The organism is Clostridium algoriphilum (assembly GCF_020443705.1).
Taxonomy (GTDB): domain Bacteria; phylum Bacillota; class Clostridia; order Clostridiales; family Clostridiaceae; genus Clostridium_AD; species Clostridium_AD algoriphilum.
The window spans coordinates 40391-65022 of the sequence record NZ_JAIZZK010000002.1 but is presented as its reverse complement, the minus strand read 5'-3'; the positions used below and the strand labels follow the sequence as shown (position 1 = coordinate 65022).

General features: G+C 30.2%; 20 protein-coding genes. 6 read left to right on the top strand and 14 right to left on the bottom strand.

Annotated features, from left to right (window positions below; translation table 11 throughout):
- Positions 1–232: 232 nt before the first annotated feature.
- The 5 genes from LGK95_RS02545 to LGK95_RS02525 all read right to left on the bottom strand — a co-directional run bounded on the left by LGK95_RS02545 (position 233) and on the right by LGK95_RS02525 (position 6278).
- Positions 233–715 carry an HNH endonuclease gene (locus tag LGK95_RS02545; protein WP_226121893.1) on the bottom strand — a complete coding sequence of 161 codons (483 nt, stop codon included), beginning with the start codon at positions 713–715 and terminating at the stop codon, positions 233–235.
- A gap of 159 nt (positions 716–874) precedes the next feature.
- Positions 875–1543 carry a hypothetical protein gene (locus tag LGK95_RS02540; RefSeq protein ID WP_226121892.1) on the bottom strand — a complete coding sequence of 223 codons (669 nt, stop codon included), beginning with the start codon at positions 1541–1543 and terminating at the stop codon, positions 875–877.
- A gap of 818 nt (positions 1544–2361) precedes the next feature.
- Positions 2362–2529, bottom strand: a complete 168-nt coding sequence (locus tag LGK95_RS02535) for a hypothetical protein (protein WP_226121888.1) — start codon at positions 2527–2529, stop codon at positions 2362–2364.
- 653 nt (positions 2530–3182) lie between these two features.
- A complete protein-coding gene (locus LGK95_RS02530; RefSeq protein ID WP_226121886.1) occupies positions 3183–4142 on the bottom strand; it encodes a tyrosine-type recombinase/integrase in 960 nt (319 codons plus the stop codon).
- A 105-nt stretch (positions 4143–4247) separates the two neighbouring features.
- Positions 4248–6278: an ATP-dependent helicase gene (locus LGK95_RS02525; protein ID WP_226121884.1), complete on the bottom strand. Its 2031-nt coding sequence runs from the start codon at positions 6276–6278 to the stop codon at positions 4248–4250.
- 158 nt (positions 6279–6436) lie between these two features.
- Here LGK95_RS02525 and LGK95_RS02520 point away from each other — a divergent pair, with 158 nt between their 5' ends.
- Positions 6437–7909, top strand: coding sequence for a nicotinate phosphoribosyltransferase (locus LGK95_RS02520; protein ID WP_226121881.1), 1473 nt, complete (start codon positions 6437–6439; stop codon positions 7907–7909).
- A gap of 50 nt (positions 7910–7959) precedes the next feature.
- Positions 7960–8319 carry a hypothetical protein gene (locus LGK95_RS02515; RefSeq protein ID WP_226121879.1) on the top strand — a complete coding sequence of 120 codons (360 nt, stop codon included), beginning with the start codon at positions 7960–7962 and terminating at the stop codon, positions 8317–8319.
- 112 nt (positions 8320–8431) lie between these two features.
- Here the strand turns inward: LGK95_RS02515 and ndk are convergent, their stop codons facing one another.
- Both ndk and LGK95_RS02505 read right to left on the bottom strand, forming a co-directional pair.
- Positions 8432–8905 (bottom strand): nucleoside-diphosphate kinase, encoded by a 474-nt coding sequence (gene ndk, locus LGK95_RS02510; protein WP_226121877.1) that lies wholly within the window; start codon positions 8903–8905, stop codon positions 8432–8434.
- Positions 8906–8999: 94 nt separating this feature from the next.
- Positions 9000–9152: a hypothetical protein gene (locus tag LGK95_RS02505; RefSeq protein ID WP_226121875.1), complete on the bottom strand. Its 153-nt coding sequence runs from the start codon at positions 9150–9152 to the stop codon at positions 9000–9002.
- A 371-nt stretch (positions 9153–9523) separates the two neighbouring features.
- Between LGK95_RS02505 and LGK95_RS02500 the strand changes: the two genes are divergently transcribed.
- Together LGK95_RS02500 and LGK95_RS02495 are read left to right on the top strand one after the other, a co-directional pair.
- Positions 9524–9883: a winged helix-turn-helix transcriptional regulator gene (locus LGK95_RS02500; protein WP_226121873.1), complete on the top strand. Its 360-nt coding sequence runs from the start codon at positions 9524–9526 to the stop codon at positions 9881–9883.
- Between the two features lie 55 nt (positions 9884–9938).
- Positions 9939–10289, top strand: a complete 351-nt coding sequence (locus tag LGK95_RS02495; protein WP_226121870.1) for a hypothetical protein — start codon at positions 9939–9941, stop codon at positions 10287–10289.
- Between the two features lie 24 nt (positions 10290–10313).
- Here the strand turns inward: LGK95_RS02495 and LGK95_RS02490 are convergent, their stop codons facing one another.
- On the bottom strand, positions 10314–10928 hold the full coding sequence (locus LGK95_RS02490) for an NUDIX hydrolase (protein WP_226121868.1): 615 nt from the start codon (positions 10926–10928) through the stop codon (positions 10314–10316).
- Positions 10929–11127: 199 nt separating this feature from the next.
- On the opposite strand from LGK95_RS02490, the gene LGK95_RS02485 reads away from it, so the two are divergent.
- Positions 11128–12381 (top strand): D-alanyl-D-alanine carboxypeptidase family protein, encoded by a 1254-nt coding sequence (locus tag LGK95_RS02485; RefSeq protein WP_226121866.1) that lies wholly within the window; start codon positions 11128–11130, stop codon positions 12379–12381.
- 111 nt (positions 12382–12492) lie between these two features.
- Here the strand turns inward: LGK95_RS02485 and LGK95_RS02480 are convergent, their stop codons facing one another.
- Positions 12493–13401 (bottom strand): DMT family transporter, encoded by a 909-nt coding sequence (locus LGK95_RS02480; RefSeq protein WP_226121864.1) that lies wholly within the window; start codon positions 13399–13401, stop codon positions 12493–12495.
- A 422-nt stretch (positions 13402–13823) separates the two neighbouring features.
- On the opposite strand from LGK95_RS02480, the gene LGK95_RS02475 reads away from it, so the two are divergent.
- Positions 13824–15566: a phosphoenolpyruvate carboxykinase gene (locus tag LGK95_RS02475; RefSeq protein WP_226121862.1), complete on the top strand. Its 1743-nt coding sequence runs from the start codon at positions 13824–13826 to the stop codon at positions 15564–15566.
- 98 nt (positions 15567–15664) lie between these two features.
- On the opposite strand, the gene radA is transcribed toward LGK95_RS02475, so the two are convergent.
- The 5 genes from radA to LGK95_RS02450 form a co-directional block, all read right to left on the bottom strand.
- Positions 15665–17047: a DNA repair protein RadA gene (gene radA / locus LGK95_RS02470; protein ID WP_226121860.1), complete on the bottom strand. Its 1383-nt coding sequence runs from the start codon at positions 17045–17047 to the stop codon at positions 15665–15667.
- Positions 17048–17134: 87 nt separating this feature from the next.
- Entirely contained in the window at positions 17135–19132 is a 1998-nt protein-coding gene (locus LGK95_RS02465; protein WP_226122302.1) for a DNA topoisomerase, read from the bottom strand.
- 122 nt (positions 19133–19254) lie between these two features.
- Positions 19255–22086 (bottom strand): AAA family ATPase, encoded by a 2832-nt coding sequence (locus LGK95_RS02460; protein WP_226121858.1) that lies wholly within the window; start codon positions 22084–22086, stop codon positions 19255–19257.
- Between the two features lie 11 nt (positions 22087–22097).
- Positions 22098–23444, bottom strand: coding sequence for a metallophosphoesterase family protein (locus LGK95_RS02455; RefSeq protein ID WP_226121857.1), 1347 nt, complete (start codon positions 23442–23444; stop codon positions 22098–22100).
- A gap of 436 nt (positions 23445–23880) precedes the next feature.
- On the bottom strand, positions 23881–24630 hold the full coding sequence (locus LGK95_RS02450; protein WP_226121856.1) for a SprT family zinc-dependent metalloprotease: 750 nt from the start codon (positions 24628–24630) through the stop codon (positions 23881–23883).
- Positions 24631–24632 lie beyond the last annotated feature (2 nt).

Below are 24632 nucleotides of genomic sequence, written 5' to 3'. Positions count from 1 at the left end.
ATTATTGTTTCCTCCAAATTCAGAATATTTACTAATAAATACTTACTAGTACATATTATCATGATATTTTAGCATTGTCAACTACTTTTACAGTAAATTATAAAATCAATTTAGCCTTTACACCTTTCCGTTGCATTTTATTTTTTCTTTCCTTCAACAATTATAAAAGCCAACAGATATTAATCCCTGTTGACTCTTTGTTAGCTAATTACCAAACAATAAAGTGCCACCATTAAACATGTTTCCATGTTGTTCTTTTGACAACATGGTTAATGGTTTGCCACCCTCTAACATACAATTTTGCAATTTTATATACAGTATCCCCATTATCATGTAACGCTCTTATTTTTAATACTTCTTTTTCTGTAAGTCTTGCATTGCTATTTTTTGACCCTATGCTACTAGCTGAATATCTGCCTTGCAAACTCGAATGCAAAACATTATCTTTATGAGTAGACCATTCTAGATTATCAAATCTAGGATTCGCTCTGTTAAAATCTTTATGATTTACTTCTAACAAATTATGCTCATTAAGTAAGAATAGTTCAGCCACAAGTCTATGTATTTTCTTTGTTTGTCTCTTTCCTTTTCTTCCTAGTGTAACAACTAAATACCCATCTTTATCTGGTCTAGTTTTTAATAATCCACTTTTACCAAATACTTCTCCATAGTTGCTTATAGTATAAATCATGTCTTGAATATTATATTTCTTCAATTTTAATTTCAAATTATCACCTTTTTCATTGTTATATTTTTAAAATTTATTATGAGAAAGTATTTTTGCATAAATCTCAGATTTTGTTTACTATTACTTTACTTTTCTGACGATGTCAAGAATTATGTTTCAGACATCCTTTTGTTAATTCTCCGTTTCCTAGTCACTATCTATATCAATATTATACTTATATCCAATATCTAATCCATTCTCAAATTTATGGTAAACTTCTATACCTTCTGTTTTCAAAATTTTATTAAATTTATCTCCATACTTTTCATAGATTCTCTCGCTTCTTTTCGCTGAATCTATCTCATGGTTACTATTCTCCCACTTCGAAAAGACTAAATCATATAATTTGAAATTAAGTTCTTTTCTCCTATTTTGAATATCATGATTCATTTCGTGAATTAAATTATACATTATTATGTATTTAACCCAAACATATCTATATTTTTCCCATACATCTTGAGTTACATATTTCCCTTCTTCTGTTTTTTTAATTTCCTTTTTAACCAAAAGAAGAAATGTATTTATTTTATATTCGAACAAATGAATCTCATTTTTGTATTTTTTATAAACTGCTAATTTAAACACTCGTTTAAACTTTTCAATTACTCCATCTTCAATGCCAATGTAAAAATCAATAAATCTAAGATGCCTTATGCAGAAGCAGAGGTAGGATTTTCTATTTTCATGAATGAATACACGAGAGTTGACCTTCTTATATTCTACAGGGAGAATCTTAATGCATTCATATATTTCCTTATTAGAAATTGTAGTAGAATAGTTTTTAACTGCCAACTTACCAATTTTAACCAACTTCATTTACAGTACTTCTCCTTTCATTATATTAATAGATTTTTTAACGCTACTTAATAAAAATTATTTTAAAGCCTTAACCCATTCAGTCTAAACAAGTAAGTTACTATTAGTATCATATACCTATTCGCATTATATGTCAAATTATTACATATTATAAGATAGTAAAATACACCATCACCTCTAATACAATCTATAACGACAAAAACTAATATATAATTTCATCCTTTAAGATGCCATAATCAATATAATAGGCTTTTAGAACGTCATATAAGCTTTTGACGCTCTACTTTTGAGGTTATATGAACATTATAAGATAGTAAAATAATTACTTCCCACTCATTAGTTCTCCAAGCTGATAAATCAATAACTGTATTCTTGAAACCTGCAAGTCAATAACTATAATATAATATTTTTGTGTACATACGTACGTCAAAACGCTCTAAAATATGTTAAATAAAATACAGATTTGATTCAGACAGGATATAACTGTGAACGAGAGAATATGACTGAATGACGAGAAATTGGGAAACTACGAGAAAGGTAAAAGATAAAAAAATAAGTACAAAAAAAGACTAATAGGTAATGCCCTTGCGAAAGTCATTAACTATTAACTGTAAATGAAACACTCCACTTCTTTTTTGACCTCACGAATCGTTACACCGTCAAAGCTATTAGTCTTTTCCAACTAAAACTAAATGTTGTCGTATATCGCTACACACTTTGAACGAGGAGATAACGTCATCATAAGCATTGTTTAGTTTGACCCCTACGTCGTGATTTGCTACCTAACACAAACAATGCTTGTAGTGGCAGTATAACTATTAGTTAGAGCACCGATTTTGACCTGCTAGGAGTATTGCTCCGTTCACCTTTTCTTCTTCAATGACATGGTGTTTTACCCACCCCTCTGTAAGCGTGTCCCAAAAATGTCCTACCCTGTAAGTTTTAGTATAAGAAATTGTATCGAGTACTACGTGTATGTTCAACATACACCCAACCTCCATAAATCTGTGGTGCTTGAAAACTGCAATAAAATATAATCCTAATTGCTTCTATAGCATAAATTAAAGACCACTCCAATTCAATCTACAACTACAACTAAAGAAAACAACTCTCCCCTTGCCACCAATACGAATATCTGATTTAAGGTAATGTAATAGTGTGTTTTAGATGTTCTAATCGCTTAGAATGGCTCCTACAGCCTATAATTCCTTAGGTTTTGGGATTATACATATTATACTTATAAATAAATAGACTCACTATTATTGTATTATCCAAATAACCATAAGATAGTAAAATATGTAGCATCTAAATAATCAACTATTACTGAAATAATATATGTTCACTTACTTGTGTTTCCACTCCAAGCTTAGGCATTCCTATTTGAACAGGCGTATCTTTTACTATCTTATTATAATAAAAAAAACTACCAATTAAGGTAGTCTTGTTAATGGTTATTTATTTATAAATTTATTGATGTATTATACAGCATCAGCAAATATTTTCCATTATACTGGTGGGTGGCTCATAGGTAATATACGCATAATAGTACTACAGGTCAACATTGCTAGTTTGACCTGTAGTATTTTAATATTACTGTTTTTGTGAAGCAAGTTTGATTATACTGTGCAGTACCCATTTTTTATGTCTTATTTATTTTTAATCTAGTCTTCAAATTTTTCTTATTTAGCACATCCAATGGATTAAACTTACTAATATCTTCATTTAAATCAAGTGGTAAAAGACTAATATATCGTTCCGTAGTTTTAATATTTGAATGTCCTAGAATAATTTTTAATCTGTAGATATCACCATGATTAATTATAAAAAAGGTAGCAAATGTATTTCTGAAAGTGTTTACTCCTCTCATTTTAACATTTCTATTATTAAAGTAATTACTTATGTTCTGGTGCAATGTATCATAACACATCTTTTCTTTATTTAGCTTAGAGAATAATAAGTCCTCATTACTTAAATCCATTATATCTATATATTCTTTTAAAACCTTCTTTAGTGTAGGACTTAATGGAACTGTAATTTGCCTTCTAGTTTTCATATGCCTAAATAAAATCATATCATTAAGGAAATTAATATCCTGTACTTTCACATTTAATAAAGTCTCTGAACGGCAACCTGTTCCAAAAAGGAAATTAATTGTTGCCCACCCTTTAAAATCTCCAACTAAACACTTATCTAGGTTAGGCTTTTTTAGCAATTTATTTAACTCATCTTCAGTATAAATTGTTTTTTTATCTAAATCAACTGTAGGAATTTTGACATCAAACCTTTTCAAATAATTATTATCAAAGCAGTAGGTTAAAAATGCTCTAGTCTTAATTACAAATGTTTTATAAGTATTCCCTTTGTATCCATCTCTTCTCATAGAGACAACCTTATTTTCTATTTTATACTTAGTAAGCGTTTCTATACTCTCTGAAATGTTTAAAATTTTAGATAATTCATATCTGTAGAATCTTATTTTGCTTTCAAGTGTTTTATCCCTTTGCCCTATAGCAATACAATAATTTAAATAATCTTTGTGACATTCATCAATAGTTTTATCAATAGTTTTTCTCATGTTTTTCAGCATCATTTTAGCCATTTTTATTCCATCCCTCCACACGTTTTTTTAATAGTTACATGTATGGAGTCTTTTTAATGGTCTTATGGTCGTTTATTGCACCTAAATTTCAGTCTAGTCCATCCATTATTTCTTTGAAATCAGAGAGTTGTTATATAAAATATCTGTATCAAATTTTCTTACAACTCCTCCCTCGAATTTAATTTCTAAATCTTTACTAGTAATTGAAACAACATTACCACTGCCAAAACTTTTATGTAGCACCCCATCCCCTTCTTTAAAAGGTAACTCCGAATCACTTGCCCCTAATATATTGCATTCTTTAATAAACCGTGAGGTTTCTTTTGCTTTTCCTTTTACATTTTTACAAATGCATAACCAAACATTATCTATTGCCCTTGTAATTCCTACATAAAATAATCTTCTTTCTTCCTCTAAGTTATTATCTATGCTATTTACATGAGGTATGTTTTCCTCATTACAATTAATTAGGTAAACATTCTTAAACTCCATACCCTTCACTCCATGGATTGTACTAAGTATTACCGCATCCTCATCCATATTCTTCTTATGCTTACTAATCTCTTCTTTTACCTGCTCTACATGAGCTAGAAAAGCTATTATAGAACTGTACCCTTCTGTAGATTGTCTAAACTCGTCAATAACATCTTCCATCTCACCTAAATCAATCTTGAATTTAGTGCAATATCCTTTGATATAATCATGATAGCCTATATTCTCAACTAAATTATTTATAGCGTTATCTAATGAAATTTTATTTAAAAAATGTATGTCTTTATTTAGCTTATCCAGCATCTTCATTTGAAAAACAGGTACACCTTCAATGTCCTTTACCATTTCAAAGCAGTCTTCTTTTACATAATTTCTCTTTAAATTATCTAAGTTTAATTTACTTATATATCTAAACGGCTTATTAATTATTCTTAGAAAGCTACCTTTATCACTACTATCAATGCTTAGTTTTAGATAAGCAATAATGTCTTTACAAATGAAGTGCTGAAAGAAGTCATATTCCCTATCTAAAAGCTTAAATGGTATCCTCTTTTTTATAAAAATATCAATTAGGCTTCTACACTCTACGTTTGTTCTATAAAGTATCGCGTTATCCCGATAATCCTTATCTTCATCTTCTTTATATTTTTGAATAATGCAGCTAATTTCTTCTGCCTGCGAGTTTTCATTTATATTATTAAGAACTTTAACAATACCATCTCGCTCTTTAAATGCTATTATCTCTTTTTCATTCCTCATGTTATTATTCTTTATTATATTCATTGATATCTCTACTATGTTCTTTGGACATCTATAATTAGTAGAAAGAGGCAATATACCTCCACCGTCAAAGTGCTCAGAAAACTTAACCATGCATTCAGGATTGGATCCTCTAAAACCATAAATACATTGGTCCTCATCTCCTACCGCAAAAATTGAATTACCCTCATTTAAGAGTTTTAGTATATCAACTTGCATGGAATCACAATCCTGAAATTCATCAACTAAAATATGTTTAAATAATTTTTTGTACCCCTGAAGTATTTTGTAATTTTTTACAAACAAATCTTTACAGCCTATTTGAAGATCATCAAAATCAAACAGATTCTTTTCTTTCCTATACTGCTCATAAATATTATAGGCAGCTGTAAATATGCCCTTATCAACACTTGACGTAAAATTTTCTATGACATCTCCACTTGTTTTAAACACAGAAATGTTATTTATGACCTCCTTCACTTTTTCATCTCCTACCTCATCTAGATAGGACATTAATACATTTTTTATGAGCTTATATACTTCAAGCGTGTCAATTATGTTTATCTGACCATAATAGTTCTTAAGAATTTTATAAAACAAACCATGAAAGGTTCCAAAGAAAGGAACCCTCTCTTTTCCATTAATAGCTATATACCTATTTTTCATATTAATAGATGCAGCTCTTGTAAACGTAATAACGATTATATTCTTAGGATTAACGTTTTGCTCATTTATTAAATGAACTAACCTATTGACAATTACTACTGTTTTACCTGACCCTGGGCCAGCTGTGACCAATAAATTTCTATTAGTAGAAAATACGGCAGCCCTTTGCTCGGCACTTAATTTTGAACTTATTCTATTATTAACTACTTTATTATTCATACTTTGTCTTGTCTCCACTCTCATGCACCTACTTTAAATTAATCTAAAATCATTTTTATACCCAAATTACTATTGTAATATTCCTATTATTACATTAAAATGTAATTGTGTTATAACTCTATTATATACTTTTATTAAATTTCAAAGGGGAATAAATTATGATATACTCAAAAGATTTTAATGTGAGGAATGAAAGAAACCTAACGATGCTAGTAGATTTTTATGAATTAACTATGGCAAACGGTTATCTAGATAACAATGTTCAAGATACAATTGCCTACTTTGATATGTTTTTTAGACGTATACCTGACAGTGGTGGATATTGTATTATGGGTGGAGTACAACAATTAATTGAATACCTTTCAAATTTAAAATTTTCTAATGATGATATAGCTTATTTAAAAAGCAAAGGCATTTTTTCAGAAATTTTTATTAATTATCTAAAGGATTTCAAATTTTCTTGTGATGTGTGGGCTATACCTGAAGGTTACCCTGTTTTTCCTGGTGAACCATTAGTTATAGTTAAAGGACCTATTATCCAGGCTCAATTTGTTGAAACAATGACACTACTTACAATAAATCATCAAACTTTAATAGCTACTAAATCAAGTAGAATATGTAGAGCGGCAAAAGGCAGACCGGTTATGGAATTTGGTTCAAGGCGTGCTCAAGGTTATGATGGTGCTATATATGGAGCTCGTGCTGCTGTTATTGGTGGTTGCGCTGGTACTGCTTGCACTATATCTGAAGAGATGTTTGATATTCCAGCCCTCGGCACTATGGCACATAGTTGGGTACAACTTTTTGATACTGAATATGATGCCTTTAAAGCATGGACTATAACTTACCCTGATAATTGCGTACTTCTTATAGATACTTATAACGTCCTACGCTCTGGCGTACCAAACGCTATAAAGGTGTTTGATGAGGTACTTAAACCTATGGGCAAGAGACCTATAGGAATACGTATTGACAGTGGTGACATAACATACCTAACCAAACAGGTTAGAATAATGTTAGATAACGCTGGCTATTCAGACGTTAAAATTACGGTTTCTAACTCTCTTGATGAATATATCATAAGAGGTGTTTTGGAAAACGGAGCACAAATTGATAACTTTGGTGTTGGTGAAAGACTTATTACTGCAAGATCAGAACCAGTATTCGGCGGTGTTTATAAACTTGTTGCTATTGAAAATGATGGAAAGATAGTACCAAAGATAAAAATTAGTGAGAATGCAGAAAAAATCATTAACCCTGCATTTAAAAAATTATATAGAATCTTTGATAAAACAACAAACAAGGCTATTGCAGATTTAATTACCCTTAATGATGAGGTAATTGATGAAAGCAAACCCCTTGAAATATTCAATCCCATTTATACATGGAAAAAGAAAATTCTTAAACATTACTATATAAAAGATCTTATGGTTAAACTATTTGAGAATGGTAAGCAGATTTATGAATCTCCATCTGTTATGGACATTAAAGCATTCTCTGCTAAAGAAGTTTCTAAATTATGGAGTGAAGTTTTAAGGTTTGACAATCCACATGTATATTCTGTGGACTTATCTTGGGATTTATGGACCCTTAAGCAAAATTTATTAAATCATTATTCTGAAATTCTGTAATAGTCGAAGAAATAAATTTGTTATCCAAAAGAGAAATACTAGGAGGACTTATGGCACAACCTTTAAAAATCAAGCTTTCAAAAGTTGCTCTTTTCGAGCTTATGGAAATGATTAAACTCGATGAAGCACATGATAGTGTAAGATTTGTATACGTTAGCGGTTGTTGCAAAACCGCAAAAGTTGATATTTATTTAGATAATTTTAAAACTGGAGACATTAAAAATAATATTGATGATTTAAAAATATTATATGATGAAACTCTTTTAGAAAACATTAATGAACTCACAATAGCCTATAAAGATACTAGATTTTGGATTAAAACAATATCTGCAAAAGATAGTAAAAAGGGTTGTTCAAGTGCTGGTACCGACTCCTGTAACGGTTGCTCTGGACATTGTGGTTCTCATTAATCACATGGAAATAACTAAAAAAGCTAACCAATATTAATTGGTTAGCTTTTTTAGTTAAACCATATTCAAATAATAATTATTAGCAAACTAGACTATTTACATGTACAATCGCCTATACATTCACTAATGGACCATCAACTCTTGAAAATAAATCGTTTACATTACTAAGTCTATATTTATCATTAAGTTCTGGAAACCAAATTGCAATTTCACGTTCTGCACTATCATGACTATCTGAGGCATGAACTAAATTTTGAGTTTTGTCTATTGCAAATCTGCCTCTTATACTGCTGAGTTCTGCTTTTACAGGATCCTTATCGCCATTGATTTTTCTCACTACTTCAACAGCACTGTCTCCCATTACAATCATAGCACAAATTTTACCTTCAGTAATGTAACTAATTAACTCCTCAAAAAATCCTTTTCCTGCGTGTTCACTATAATGTTCTTGCGCATCCTCTCTTGTTGCAGTAATTATTTTAAGTTCCACTATTTCAAGTGTTTTCTCCTCATACTGATTAAGAATTTTTCCAATCAATCCACGCTTAACCCCATCAGGTTTAATTAATACTAAGGTTCTCTCCATTTAAATTCACTCCCTATTTTAGTTTAATTATAATACACGATATATCTTATTATATCCTATAATTCAACATTATAAACGATTACACAGTAAAATACTATATATATTTATCGTTATATAACATTCCTAATGGTGAAGTTTTATCATTACCAAGCAATTCGTAATCAAAAGCATTATTAATACTAGAAGAGTTATAATTCTTTAATTCAACAAATGGACATTCTCCTCCATTTCCCTGCCACTTATTCAAATCACACTCCTTAAAACAGTCTACATTTTCATTCTCAGTCGTTAAAAAAGGACACTGTAACATACTATCACTTCTTTCCTATTTTTTGTAATTTTAGTAATATTATTAATTTAGTAACATTATAATACATTTTAATGAAAATTAAAAGTGTTTTTTATAATTTTACATAAAAACATAATCTGAAAGTTGTGTTGTATATAAAATATATCAATGATATAATCATATACTAAAGGTTTTTTAAATAGGTACTTACCTATTAGTTACTAAGAGTCTGTTAAGTTACTTAGTATACAAATTAACTATTTTTACTAAGTATGTATTAGATTAAATATAATAACTATTATTAGGACCTAAGAAAACTAGGAGGTATTATGTGCGATAAAACTATGAAAATAAATAATAAAGAATATAGCTGTGCCATAGAGTTAACACTAGATATTATAGGTGGTAAATGGAAACCATTAATTCTATGGAAATTAGCGCAAAATGGTGTATTTAGGTTTAGTGAACTTAAAAGATCAATGTGTGGTATAACACAAAAAATGTTAACACAACAACTTAGAGAATTAGAAGCATACGATATGGTTAATAGAAAAGTATATGCAGAAGTTCCTCCTAAAGTAGAATACTCTTTAACCAAACAAGGTAAAAGTGTAATGCCTATATTAGAAGTTATGAGTAAATGGGGAACAGATTATTATGAAGGTGTTATTTGTGATAAAAAAGATTAGTGTTATGTTTTAACTTTTAGGACATATTAATTATATACTAAAAGGAGTGATTTTTTTGAACATAACGAGTATATCTTTATCCTATATGTTTTTTGCAATCTCTGCAGTGGAATTTATTGTTTTTTTGTATTATAAATTTCTAGTAATTAATACCGACCCTAAAAGTAAGACACGAAAGAAAATTGTTGGATCTATGAAGGATCCTGACCATTGGAGACATCGCAACAATATCGTTGCATTTATTTCCTTATTTTGGGCACTAGTCTCTATGGCTGCTTTCATTTATCTGAAGTTTTTCTATACTTCGGGATTAGCTTCAATTGTATATATTTTTATCTATGTAGTTCTTATTGTATTAAGTGTTGCATTGTTTATTAAACAGAACAAACTTGTTAGGACTAAATAATATAACATAAAAAGTAGTAATAATTTAAATATTATTACTATTTTTTATAACCGAAATAAAACTTTTAATTATTTGAGCTGTGAAACCCCATATTTTATAGTCATTATACTGATAAAAATACTGTTCTAAATACCCTTTCCTAAACTTATAATCCTTCCCTCCATTAATTAAATGAAACGGAAACCCCTCTTTGTTAATTGGTCCTATCTCCATTTTATAAAGCAGTGGTTCATTTTCCATAAAGAATTTTAAAGGAACTTTGAATATATTATTTACTTCATCCTCGTTAGGATTTATATCTCCATATTTTAACATGCCTACAAAAGGATACAATATGTTTCCATAAGGACTTACGTAATAATCCATATCTCCTATAATATTTAATTGATCTCTTTTTAAATTTAATTCTTCCATTGTCTCTCTTATTGAAGCTTGCTTTGGATTCTCATCTATTTCCACTTTACCACCCGGAAGACAAACATCACCAGGCTGACTTCTTAATCCACGAGCACGAACTTCAAATATAATTGATAGTTCATTTGAGTCCTCAGATAATAATATCATAACTGCGCTTTCCTCAAATTCCCCTATTACCTTAGAATTTCTATTCTCAAATATCTTTTTTATATCATTTTTCATGTAATCACCACCAAATTAATAATATCACAATACGCCATTAAAAACATTTTTTTACATAAGATTATTGTTGACAATTATATTTTGGCCGTCATGAAATTGATATTATTGTACCTTGTTCTTCATATGTTAAAATGATATACTTATTCTTGTATTTATCACTAAATAAATATAAAATTTAACTGTAATGGAGAGATGAAAATTGAAAAGAAGAAACGGACTTTTTTTATTATCACTAGCATTTACTGTTGTCTTTTCTACAACTGTTTTTGCTACCGTAAACCCACCAGAGTTGATTGGTAAAGCTGCTATTTCTGTAGATATCGATACTAATGAGATTATTTACACTAAAAACATTGATAATAAGATGTACCCTGCAAGCATTACAAAGCTTATTACAGCATTGCTTCTTGCTGAAAACAAAAAATCAACAGAAGATTTAACTTATACAAAAAATGCAAAATCTCAGCCCCCTTATTCGTATAATTTAAACATTCAACCTGTAGCAATCGGAGATACTATGTCCGCTGATAACGTAATGGATGGACTTCTTCTTTATTCTGGAAACGATATTGCCTATATGATAGCTGATAACGTTGGTGGAAATCCAGTTAATTTTGCTAAAATGATGAACGATAAGGCTGCGAAGCTTGGAATGAAAAACTCTCATTTTCTTACGCCAAATGGTTTAGATGATGCAAACAATAATCATTATACAACCCCTTACGACTTATCTCTTTTAGGTCGAGCTGCGAATAAAAATGAATGGGTTAAGAAATCTATGGGTAAAAAAACAAGCTTGATAAAATCTACTAACGGTGCCCCAGCTACTGTTTCAAATAGAAATAAACTTCTTGGGATAGACGGTAACGTAGGTGGTAAAACCGGTTACACATTAAAGGCTGGAAGATGCTTAGTTTCTATATATGAACGTAACGGTCGCCATATTATAGGTGTTGTTATGAATTCTGAATATAACCTACCAAAGGATACAAAAGTCTTTGAAGACATGACAAAACTAATTAACTATAGTTATGCCGCTAAAACAGAAGTCCTACATAAAAAAAATACTACAATCAAAACAATTTCGGTACCTTATAAAGTTATTCCATTCATAGGACCAGAAAAAACAATCAATGTACCACTAACATCAAAAGAAGATTTGACTCTTTACAACAATGATGTTAAATCACAAACAACCTTTAAAACCTCTGGAATAAGTGCATGGAAGCTTAATAAAGACACTTCTGTTGGAACTGTTAATATTAAACAAAGAGACTATGAAAAAAGTTATAAATTATATCCAATGATTTCAAAATCTGCTCTTATCAAAGATAATATAATTATATATGCCGCAGCTGCCATTGTATTAATTGTAGTTATAGCTTTAATTATTTTATTAATTAATTTTATTAATGGGCGTAAAAATCGTCATGGTAGAAGAATAAGATTTTAGGAAGTAATTAATGAATTTGTAAATTTAGGGACTATATTAACTTTAATGTTAATATAGTCCCTTTTATGTTATTTACATAATATTCATCTAATATAACAGCATATATTTTATTTATAAATTTTTATAAGCCCTTCTTCGTTTTCTCAAATTAAACCTATTATCTAAGCTTACTAGAGTTACACCTGTTATTATAATAATGCAACCTAAAACCTGCCAGATTGTAATAACTTCATTTAATATGATTGCTGCTGCGAATAAACTCATAATAGGCTGTAGATTAATATACGTAGTAAGAACGGTTGCTCCAAGATCTTTTAAGCAATGTACGTACATTACATACCCAATGCAAGAGCAAAAAATAGATAAAAATATTAAATTTAATACAACCTTTGTAGAAGGAATTTGCAGTGTGCTAAAAAACAGTGAAGGACTTAAGAACAATGATCCCCACATGATTTCATAGGTAGTTATAGTTATCACTTTATATTTTCCTGTAAAAGTACTGCAAACCATGTTATAAATCACCCAGGAAAATACTGCTCCAAGCGCCATCAAATCGCCTATACTTCCTTTTGATAATATGCTTACTCTTTCCTTTGACGCAATTATTATAATGATTCCAACTAAACTTAATGTGGCACCTAATATTTTCCCGTATGTTAATTTTTCTTTGAAAATTATCCTCTGGGTAAAAATAGTAAATACAGGTATAGACGCAATTAAAATTGCAACATTTGATGCAGATGTATATGCTACAGCATAGTTTTCAAAAATAAAATATATAGCTACTCCAAAAAGACCACCTAAGGCAAATTTGAATTTATCCTTTTTTAAAACTTTTTCCTCTGGAAATTTCACTTTAAGTATTATAAATAGAATAATTGCGGCTACCACAAATCTGTAAAATGCTGATAATATGGGACTTACTTCCTCCGATATAACCTTTATGCTTAAATAAGATAAGCTCCATATAAACATTAAACCAATTGCCATTACATGAGATATTCTTTTATTTGTCAATATATCACTCCCCTTTATTTGTTCTTAACTGCGCTTCAAAACAAATAACAAGTCAATATGCAAATCTATTTGACTTGTTATTTTTATAATAAGCTTACTATTATTATATCTCAGAAGTACCAAAAATTACACAAATATTACACAAATATTTTCATTCTAATTACTTATTTACTATAGTATATTATAATAATAGGGTTTTCTATTACAAAAAATATATAGATATTTTAATATATTTAATCCTTTATTGCTTTAAGATGTCATTATGCTAAAAAACTGTTTTGCAATTTTAGTATTGTTAACACATCACTTTTAGAGTATTATGTTATAATATTCGAATATTCATTGCTTTAATGATAATATTCGCATATATATATTTCATTTTAATAGTTACAATTTAATTACTCACACACGGAGGTGCCAAATTGAAAAAAGAATTTTCTCTAAGTAATGAAAAAGTAATGATAAATTTCACTTCAAAATATTGTAATAGTCATGTTCAATTATTAGAAAGTTATGGTTTCAGAAGAGTTTTTAATGCCTATTTTAGGAAAATAAAGAAGAAAAAATCAAATATATATAAATACCTAATCCAAGATGCACAAACAGACAGTGAGGAATTAGATGTTTTTATTGTGCATTTGTTTAAACTCCTATCTGTGTTAAATTTAAATGAAATCATAAACTTAAATACTAAATATAGTTCTCTTATAGATAGAAAGAGTAATTTTATTGATTTTATAGAAGATTTTTATGGATTTTGGAGAAAACTTGAAAGATACACAGTAATCCACAACAATAAAATTAATGAGGGTTTAGAGAAAACAAGCTTTGTTGAAGCCAATAATGATTTTTCAATGCTTATACTTAGTTTATACAGAAAAATCGAAGAAAATGTTGTTGGTTATAAACCTAAGGTTTACAGACAACTACCTGCCGGTGGCAATGCTGGTCTAATAGTGAATAATGTTAATTGGCCATTGCCTACTGGATATGAACTATTGAAACACGTTCCTTTTATTGATGCAATAATACTAGATCTACCTTATATAAGTTATCCTAAAAAGAATACTCGCGATGGAATTTTTGATGAATGTTTTGAAAATCCATTAAAAAATTGTACTATAAGCACAGATCATTGGTTTTGTTATCCCGCTAAAGTAGGTACATTGCTTGCTTTTATTTATGTTCACAGAGATTTTATGGCTCATGCAATAACTCTTTGTAACCTATTTGAAATGGCAAAAGAAAAAGAATATAGAGACATTAAACCAGATATAGTTTTTGTTTTTGGTGCTAAAGATTCCTTTTCTAAAGTTAAAACAGTATTTTATGATGACATAGAAAATAATATTATGCTTGGCTATATAAGTTATGGAGACGAAATTGATTACTTCGGATATGTAAAAAAAATGGCCTTAACACTTCATAACCTAATAATGATAAAACGAGGTTCACTACCAATTCACGGTGCAATGGTACACATTATTATGAATAATGGTAACAGTGCAAATGTTGTTATTATGGGTGATAGTGGTGCAGGTAAATCTGAGTGCTTAGAAGCTTTTAGAAGCTTAAGTGAAGATTACATCAGTGATATGACCATAGTCTTTGATGACATGGGATACCTAACTCTAGATGAAGGCTCAAAACCACTAGCCTTTGGAACTGAAATTGGAGCTTTCGTAAGGCTCGATGATTTGGATGCAGGTTATGCTTTCAAAGAAATTGATAGAAGTATATTTATGAACCCTGATAAAATTAACGCAAGACTTGTTATGCCTGTAGCAAGTTATAAAGATATTATTAAAGGATATCCTATAGATTTGTTCCTTTATGCAAACAATTATGAGGAAGTAAAGGATGGGTTGGAAGAAATTAATTTCTTTACGAATTCAAAAGATGCCATTGATGTTTGCAAAAGAGGGGCAAGGATGGCAAAGGGTACCACAACTGAATTAGGCCTTGTAACATCTTATTTTGCAAACCCTTTTGGGCCAGTGCAAAAACAAGAACTAGTAGATGTACTTATAGATAGTTATTTTGAGGAATTCTTCAAAACAGGAGTAAAAGTTGGTCAAATTAGAACTTCTTTAGGTGTAGTTGGCCAAGAAAAAGATGGTCCTAAAAAAGCAGCTAAAAAGCTATTTGATTTAATTATAAAATAAGAAAGATGCAAGACCTATGAACTTTCTCCGGAAATGACTTGAATTCACGTTTCAATCTCCTATTTGAAGTCACGCAGGAGAAAGTTCATACTATTATGTTACTTGAATTCTTTTTTGATAACATCGGTTAATTTTTTACATGGGATAACCTTTAAGTTCTTAAATTTAACTCCCGCCTTTAAACAATTTTGAGGTATATAAGCCTTTTTAAACCCCATACGGTCTACTTCTTTTAGTCTTTGCTCTAAAGATGGAACTTTTTTTAATTCACCAGTAAGACCCAGTTCTCCAATAAATACTGTATCTGTAGCTATTCCGTGGTTAAGTGCAGAAGATGCAATGCTCATAACTACAGCAAGATTCACCGATGTTTCAGTTAGTTTAAGACCCCCTGTTGCTTTTATAATAACATTCTTATCATAAAGACCTATTCCTCCTCTTTCTTCAAGAATAGAAATAAGAGTTCCCAGTTGTTCCTTCCTTGAAAAGCACTCACTTAACCTGCTTGGGTAAGGAGTAAAAGATTTAGATACAAGACTTTCTATTTCTATAACAATGGGTCTTGTTCCATCCTTTATAACAGCTAAAGCACTTCCTGGAACTAACTCATCTCTTTTGGTCATAAAGAACTCAGAGGGGTCAGTAATCTCTTCCATTCCCGCGTCCGAAAGCCTAAACATACCACTCTCTTCTGTATTTCCGAAGCGATTCTTCTTACTTACCAAGTGTTTTAGCTCTTCTCCGTCTTCTCCTTCAATATATAATACAGTGTCTACTAAATGCTCTAATATGCGTGGTCCTGCCATCTCATCTGCCTTTGTCATTTGCCCAACCAGAAAAACAGCCCTTGGTCTATCTGGATTTTTTGCTTTATCCTTTAAAGCTGTGGCACATTCAATTACTTGAGTAGGAGAACCTGCCCTAGAACTTGAATATTCGTCCAAAGTAAATGTTTGAATACTGTCGAGTATTATTAAATCAGCATCAACAGTTTCTATATGTTGTAATATTTCGTCTAACTTTGTATCTGAAACAACCCAAAAATTATCAGCTATCTCTTTTACTGTTCGGTCAGCTCTATTTTTAATTTGACTATTACTTTCCTCTCCAGACGCATATAAAATTTTATATTCTTTTAATGACAGTGAATTCGCTAATTGTAGCAAAAGTGTAGACTTTCCAGCCCCTGGTGGAGCAGATATAATAGTCACACTATCCCTAACTATCCCTCCACCCATAACTCTGTCAAACTCTGAAACTCCAGTAATTATTCTATCACTGCTCGCCTGAAGAACCGCCTTTAGTTTTGTAGGTTTAGTTGCTGTTACCATACTATTTAAGGTATTTGATTTAGCTAACCCCCCCTTAATAACTTTCTCTTCATATGAATTCCATGCACCGCAATCACTACATTTGCCCATCCATTTTGGAGCATGTGACCCACACTCTTTACAAACATAGATTGTTTTATCTTTTGCCAATTAGAGTCATCTCCCTTTAATTATCATATTAGTTAAATTTAAATAGATAAGCAGAAGGTATATTATAATTTCTACTTATCTTTTCTATTATTCTACACCAGCTTTAGAATTTTTATAAAATCCACTTGCCACATCAAAATTACTCTTAAGTCTTAAGCCATTCTTAAGTTGAAGTACTCTATCTGTATTTTTAATTATATAATTCTCAAGCTTATCCATATATATATTGCCTGCTATTTCGCTTTGAGTAACCATAGTCAAACCTTTTTCCCAACTAGCTGTTAGTTCCGGATTTAACAATGTAGGAATAGAATTTTTCACTACATCATATATGATTTCTCCAAGGAGTGTTGGCATAACCACTTGTGTTTTATTATTAGATTTAATGTATCCAATTTTCTCAAGCTTCGTTAATATTCCTGAGCGAGTTGCACTGGTACCAATTCCCGATCCCTTTATATGTTCCCTTAGTTCTTCATCTTCAATAAGTTTACCTGCATTCTCCATGGCTATAATTATAGAACCTGTAGTAAATCTTTTAGGAGGTGAAGTTTTACCTTCTTTCACTATTAAATCCTTAAGCGTCACACTTTGACCTTTTTTTAATAGACTTAAAAATTTCATATTTGTACTCTCGCGATCATTGCTGTCACTATCTGGTTTTAAAACCTCCAAATAGCCGAGTTCAACGCAAACCTTATCTGACGTAAAAAATCTTTCCGTATCAATCTTTGTTATAACAGAGACCTTACTATACACAGCAGGCGGATAAAAAATCGCCAAAAACCGTCGTAGCACTAAATCATAAATTTTCTTTTGTATATCCTTTAATGATGAATAGTTTTGAAGCCCTTCACCTGTTGGAATAATAGCATAATGATCTGTTACCTTGCTATCATCAACATATTTTGTTTTAGCTATATTACTGTACCATTTATTTTCTAAAATATGCTGAGCTATATTATTTATCTCAGTATTTCCATTTAACTTCGTTAATTTTTTTATATTCTCATCTATTTCTTTTGCTATCGTTGTAGACAATACTCTAGCATCAGTTCTTGGATATGTAAGCATTTTCTTCTCATATAATGCTTGAATATGACTAAGCGTTTGCTCTGGATTTATTTTGAATTTTTTAGAACACTCATTTTGTATTTCTGCTAAATTAAAAAGCAATGGAGCATTCTTATTTTCTTTTTTCTTGGTAATGCTCTCAACGAAGATTTTACCATCCATGCTAGAATCTCTGAGTTCTCCTATTAACTTTTCTGCCGTTTCTTGTGTTTTAAATCCACCCTCATTATAGAGCATAGGTGATTCAAAATATTTAGAGCCTTCTACAGCCTTCCATTCTCCATCATAATTACAGTCCTCATCCACATTAAAGCTTCCGATAATCCTATAAAAAGGAGTAACTATAAACTCTCGAACTTCTCTTTCCCTTTGGACTACCATCCCAAGAACACAAGACATTACCCGTCCTACAGCTATAACTATATAATTTTTCCCAAGATAATTGCTTACGGTTTTTCCATAGACTAAACTTAAAAGTCTTGAGAAATTAATTCCCATTAGATAATCTTCTTTTGCTCTTAAATAAGCCGCTTCCGATAAATTATCATACTCACTTAAATCCTTGGCTTCTTTAACACCCCGAATAATCTCTGCTTCTGTTTGTGAATCTATCCATACCCTTCGTTTTTGCTTATTAGGTTTACCTGACATTTCATCTACTAATCTATATATGTATTCGCCTTCCCTTCCAGAATCTGTACAAACATAAATTCTATCAATATCATCGCGAACTAATTGACTCTTAACTATATTAAATTGTTTTTTAACTCCATCTATAACTTCATATTTATATTCTTTAGGTAAAAATGGCAAAGTATCTAAAGACCATTTTTTAAGTTTTGCATCGTATTTTTCAGGATAACTCATAGTAACAAGGTGTCCAACACACCATGTTACGACGGCTTTGTCAGACTCTATATATCCATCTAACTTTCTACCATTTATTTTTAAGGCTTTGGCAAACTCCGCAGCAACACTTGGTTTTTCTGTAATAAATAATGCTTTACTAATAATTACCACTCCACTTTCCATTAAATTGAATCAATAAACTTCGAAATACATGACCCTAATAATTCTTTAAGCAATCTATTATACCATTTTTTATACATCTAGTTCAAAAAAATTAAAATGCCCTAAAGTTGTTTAAGATACTCTTTTAAATCTTCACCTAATGTTTTTGTAAACCTACCCTTATCTAATTTGAAATATTGTGCTTTAGATGATAATGCAACTATTAGCTCTACTAAAGGTGCATGACAGGTAAGCACAAAAATTTGATGAGATTTTGAAAGCTTTATTAAGGCTTTAACTGTATTTCGTGTGTGTGCTATATCAAAATTAACAAATGAGTCGTCTAATATTACTGGTAAATATGGCTTTATTTCCTTTATTCTGCTTATGCGAACTGCCAAAAAAAGTTGTTCTTTTGTACCCCTACTTAATTCTTTTGAACTCTCCTTAATACTCTCATCTTGTAACTTTGTTTTAAAATCTCCCTGCATTAAATCATCCGGTGGCATAATACTTTTATACTCACCAGATGTTATGTCACTTAAAATATCACTAGCCCCTTTCAGTAACTTATCCTTTGTATTTACTAAAAATCTTTCTCTAATTTTTTCAAGTAGAAGTGCCGCTGTACTATAAACAGCATATTTTTCTGCAAGGGGTCTCAGCTGGCTTCTTGCCTGCCTTATCTCTTTCTCATGCATAACTAACAACTCATCAGAATTTAAAGCTCTTAGCTTATCTTTCAAAGTTTGTTTTTCATTCTTTAACCTATCCAGTTGCACCACTAATTCCTTATTTTCAGACTCCATTACCTCATAATTCTCGTTAATCTCATCCCCACTAATATACTGATTATATAACTCTCGTATAATTTCAAGTAACTTTTCATCATCAATTGGATCAAGTTCTTCTTTTTCATCATATAATATTTCTTTTATACGCTTGCTTTTTGCCGCTTGTAATAATTTGTCCTGATTAATATTAAATTCATTCTTCCGATTCATATATTTTATATACTTCTCGCCTTGTTTAATATACTCTTCAACATCTGAAATTACATCCTCTGAGTGAATAACAGATAGAAACTCTAGTATCTCTTGCTCTAACAGGCTTAATTTTGAAAAACTCATATCAACTTTTTCTAAAAGCATGGAATTTTTATATAAACTTTCTACCTTTAGTATAATATCATTGCAAGCATTCTCAATATTATCTAAACATGTTTTCTCGAGTTCTTTAGTAAAATATTCATTAAACTTATTAAGCACTTTATTTATCTTATTCAAAGAATGACAAAGATTATCAAACTGATTACTTAGCTTTTTCTTTAATAAATAATATCCAGATATATCATCCTTAAAATATGCTGCTGTTTTAAAATAATCTTTAATTCCATCTTCTGAAACTCTTGCATCAAGCTTTAGAATATCCCTATACTCATCCATTTTATTGTATAACACTCTAAGGCTTTCATTTAAGTTTTTTAGCTTCTCAGAACTTTTACTCAAATTAACATTAATATAATCTATTTGTTCTCTTAATTGTAGATTTCTAGTTATTATTAATTTTTTGTTCGAGTGATTTATATACAAATATAGTGCTGTCCCTACTGCTCCAATAATTATTAGTGAACATCCAAGTAACTTATCTATAAAAGACAGTGCCAGTCCTAAAATCAAGAAAAATAAAGTATAATAAAAATATTTCTTTAAGTATTCTACTGAGCTGTTTGGTACTATTTGCTTTTCAGTGATTTCTTTTTGAATCTTGTATTCCTCTACTTTTTTATCCAAAACTGTTTTTTCAACTTCATTTCTTTTGAATTCATTAATATTATGATTTAAAATTTCTCGTTGCACCTCATCACAGTTAATCTCTGTAACATCTTCAAAACTAACCCAGTTATCATTAGCTCTTTTTATTTTTCTCTTTAGTTCTCCAGTTTTCTCATAATACTCATTTTTTATAATGAACAAATTCTTGCTCATTTCTTTAATGCCCGATATACCACTATAAAAACTAATAATCTCAACTTTGCTATGGAGTAGCAATTCTTTAAAAATCTTGTCTTTTGGTGCATCCTTTATAAATTCATAGTTGTCATTATTATATTGTTCTAGTACTTTAATATATTCATTTTTTAGTGCCTTGGCTTTTTCTATATTATATTCCTTAAAGCTTGTACCACTAAAAGAATATGTACTAAGCTCAGCCTCAAGCCTTTTTCCATATTCATTTAGATTGTAATTTTGCTTTAAAACATCTAATTTTATTATATTGTTATTGCTAATTAAGAGTTCTTCTTCTTTTGAAGAAATATCGCTTTCAAGACGTAATAAACTATTTTTCTTAATATTAAAAGAATCTAATAACATTATAGATTTTTTCCTACCCTCCACACCTTTTTTAATATTTTGAGTGTATGGCTTAAACATCTTAGTAGAAGGATTCCCCCTAGTACCTCCAATCGCATTAGCGTTTTGCCTTAATTCTTTAGAAATTGAAGGTATTTTTACAATGTGTTTGAACCCAGCGCCTAGTAGCATAGACTGCAAATCATTATCTTCCTTGTCAGTGCTCTTATTTAGTTCATCAAGGCTTATGGTAAAAAGCTCTCTGTAAGTTGCCTTATCTATATTGTATATTCCTTTGTTAGCAGTACTTCCTAAAGCATCACTATAAACTACCTCTGGATTACTAAATCCTTTTAGGTGTACATTTGCATAGGCTCCATCCTCTAACAATAAATCACATCTAACATCATATTCAAATTTTGGAGGTGGTAGATCTTTCTTCTTTGGAAATCCAAAAGGTATGTTTCTAAGCACCTGCATTAAGCTGGTTTTACCCGCCCTATTAGCTCCGCCAATAACTATTATACCGTCTCCTAGGTCTTCTAACTTTTCGCCTTGAAACACTCCAAAATCTCTGATATCAAGCTCTGTTATTTTCAAGTTACACCTCCCTACATTATGTCTAAAACCTCCGCTAATTTTTCAATAACTAATTCCCTTGCTTGCAATATAATATCTGCAATAACTTTTTCATCATAATCAAATTTCTCTTCATCTATGTCTTCTGTACATAACTGCTTTTTCCAGATGGATCCCCAGTTTTTCACGAGTTGATTTTTAAAATCACTATCCGTAGAATACATGCTAATTACATCCTCTAAATCCTTAAAAATAGAGTTTTGCATCTTTAGGCTTTCAAAATCCTGCATAAGTGCAGTGGTTCTAAATAATATTGAGTCTATCCACAGAAAATATTTTTGGAATCCCAATTCTTCATTTATGCTTTCTATAAGTTGATTATAATCATCTTCTGTCATTTGAGTTATATCGTGGTGCATGTCCGTTCTTCCTTTTATTGTTAATTGAACAATATACCCTTTAAATTCATCCCCTATATCTTCCCTAGAATCCTTTACTTCATTTAGATGATATGGAAGTTCATATGTTAAACTACTTACTTCATCATAAATCACCCTAATTAAGTCGCTATAATTTTCTATAATATTACTATCATCTAATATTATTTCTCTACTTATATATATAACTGCTGCTATAGGCAACATTTCCATGTGGACAACATCCTTCTTACATGCTGTAACTAAGAAAACTCCTCCTACTCCCTGTTCTCCCATATCACGCCCTTGAGGAATCCCAGAAAAGGCAATAATTGGTTTTGATTTACTCAAAATATTTTGTTTGTGAATATGTCCTAGCGCCCAATAGTCTATGTTAGGTACCTTAGATATTTCCTCCAAAGTGCAAGGAATATAATTTTTATTATCCCTCTCCAGCGCAGTATGGAGCATAGCAATATTAAAAACATCGTTGTCCACTAAATAGTTTTCATAAGTCTTTTCTTTTTCATTTCTTCTTTTATATGATCTACCTGTGATTTTTGCAATAACTTCTCCTTCTTTATATACTTCAATGGTTTCTTCTTTATTGGAACTTAATATATGAACATTATTAGGCATAGTAAATAATTCCTTTGAATCATTTATGGCATCATGATTACCGTAAATAACATATACACCTATATTCTTTGTACCCAATCTTATACATTGATTAATAAAAAATTTATTTCCTCTTACTGACCTTAAATAGCTATCATAAACGTCTCCACAGAGCAAAATAAAATCCACCTTATATAATATGGCTTTATTACATATTCTTTCATAGGCATCATAAACAGCGCTTTTACACAGGTCTTGTATTTCTTGTTGTGGTTTTCCATTTGTATTAAGAAATGAACCTAAATGCAAGTCTGCAGCATGAATAAATTTAAATGTTTCACTCATTACTTTTCACCCCCAGTATAGATTTTACCATATAAACCAACTGTACATGTTACTACAATTTTTCTAATGCCATATAGTATAATAAATAAAAAAGAGCATACAATAATGTTAGTAGATGATTTAAAATGGTTGAGTCTAGAGTGCTCGTAGGCTGAAATAGCTTTAGAGTGTTCGGCGAGCAAAGATGTATATATGTGCTGTAATACTTGTTTGTAGTCGAAAGATTGTCTATATGTATGTAAGCATGTATATGGGTTGTAGCGTAGATTGTTTTGAGTTGTCAAAATTCCCTAGGGTTAAAAGGCAAGTTATCAATTACATGAAAATAAATAACAAATCAAAAGACTAGCATTCTGACTTGTTATTTATTTAAATGTTCATTGCATATAACTTGCCTTTTTTATTTATAGTAACTTTAAATATGGGTTTTCGTTTATTAAATATTAAGTTGTCCAAACTGTACATACCATTTAGAATAGGCATTTCCATTCCCATCTCTATAAGTACCTTTAGAATCCTTAACCATAACTGTAGCTCTTTTATTTATTTTATAAATGAAACCATTATATTTTGTGCCCTCATTTATAAAGCTAACCTTTTGTCCAATTGCTAATCCATACTCCTTTGAAACTATTTCTTTTTGATTAGGTAATTGGTGATACACATCTGTATGACCGAACATGACATTAACCATAGTTTTAAACCTGATCTTTTTGCAACTAGATTCTTTATATAGGTGTAACTCAATTAAATGACATAATTCATGTTCAAATACTATTTGAAATGCCTCTAAGGAATCCTTTGTGTTTATACCAGATACTATTTTCTCTCTATCAACCTTATAATACTGATAAAAAAACTTTATTCCCATCCTAATTTCATAAGTTTCTTCTGCTTCTCGTAATAGTTTTAGTTTTCTACTATATATAGTTTTTCCTGCAGAAGATGTCATTCTAGTGGACAAGGAAAAAGTTAAGGATCCCTTGAAACTTTTACTAAAGTAATCATTAAAAAATTCTTTATCATACAAATCAAATAAAATTTTCAGATCGACCTTTGACATATTTTGTATGTTGCCTGTCTTTACATTCTTAGATTCAATAATAAATCTGTTTCTTACCAAATCTCTCTTTTTATTTATTTCTGAGCTGCTATATTTCAACCCTTTTATATTCTCAGTCCTCATTA